This window comes from Bradyrhizobium sp. P2_E8 (genome assembly GCF_056403875.1).
Genome location: NZ_JBFUES010001788.1, coordinates 1 through 723, shown reverse-complemented (window position 1 = coordinate 723; position 723 = coordinate 1). Strand labels below are relative to the sequence as shown.

At 66.0% G+C, this 723-nt stretch carries 2 protein-coding genes; both read left to right on the top strand.

Features of this window, described 5'->3' with window-relative positions; genetic code table 11:
• The coding region (locus tag AC1D00_RS43920; protein ID WP_477015044.1) for a DUF1850 domain-containing protein at positions 1 to 268 on the top strand (268 nt) is incomplete at its 5' end.
• A gap of 90 nt (positions 269 to 358) precedes the next feature.
• A partial coding sequence (locus AC1D00_RS43915) for an SDR family NAD(P)-dependent oxidoreductase (RefSeq protein ID WP_477015043.1) occupies positions 359 to 723 on the top strand: 365 nt, incomplete at its 3' end.

The window sequence follows — 723 nt, the reverse complement described above, 5'->3', positions numbered from 1 at the left end:
CGTCACGCCTGGTGGTCTCGAACTGCTGCAGGCGCGGGTCAAGGGCACCGGCGCCGGCATGGAGCCGCCGCCCGAGGCGCGGCTCGTCGATGGCTGGTTTCAATGGCAGCCGAAGCGTGCGCCGATGCGGGAGGTCGTGCTCGGCAATTCCGGCGCGGCCGGGGAATGGCGGCTCTGCCATGAGGGCGTGTGCCGGACGTTGTCGGAGATTGTCGGGCATCCCACAGGTGCTAACGTTACAAAAATGAGCGTCTGCAAAGATCCGTAGCCCCGATGAGAGAAGCGATATCCGGGAACGGCGCCCCCGGATATCGCTTCGCTCATCCGGGCTGCAAAGAACAACAACGGGAGACACTTGATGGATCGGCTCAAGGGCAAGGTTGCGATGGTGGTGGGGGCCGGCTCGATCGGGCCCGGCTGGGGCAACGGCAAGGCCACCGCGGTGACCTTTGCGCGCGAGGGTGCGCAGGTGTTCTGCGTCGACCGCAACGGCACTGCTGCCGAGGAGACCGCGAAGATCATCAAGGACGAAGGCGGCCAGGCGACCCCGTTCACCGCCGATGTCTCGCGGTCCGCCGAGATCGAGGCGATGGTCGCGGCGTGCCTCAAGGCCTATGGCCGCATCGACGTGCTCGACAACAATGTCGGCATCGCCGAGATGGGCAGCGTGGTCGAGGTGACCGAGGAGAGCTGGGACCGCGTCTTCAGCGTCAACCTCAAGAG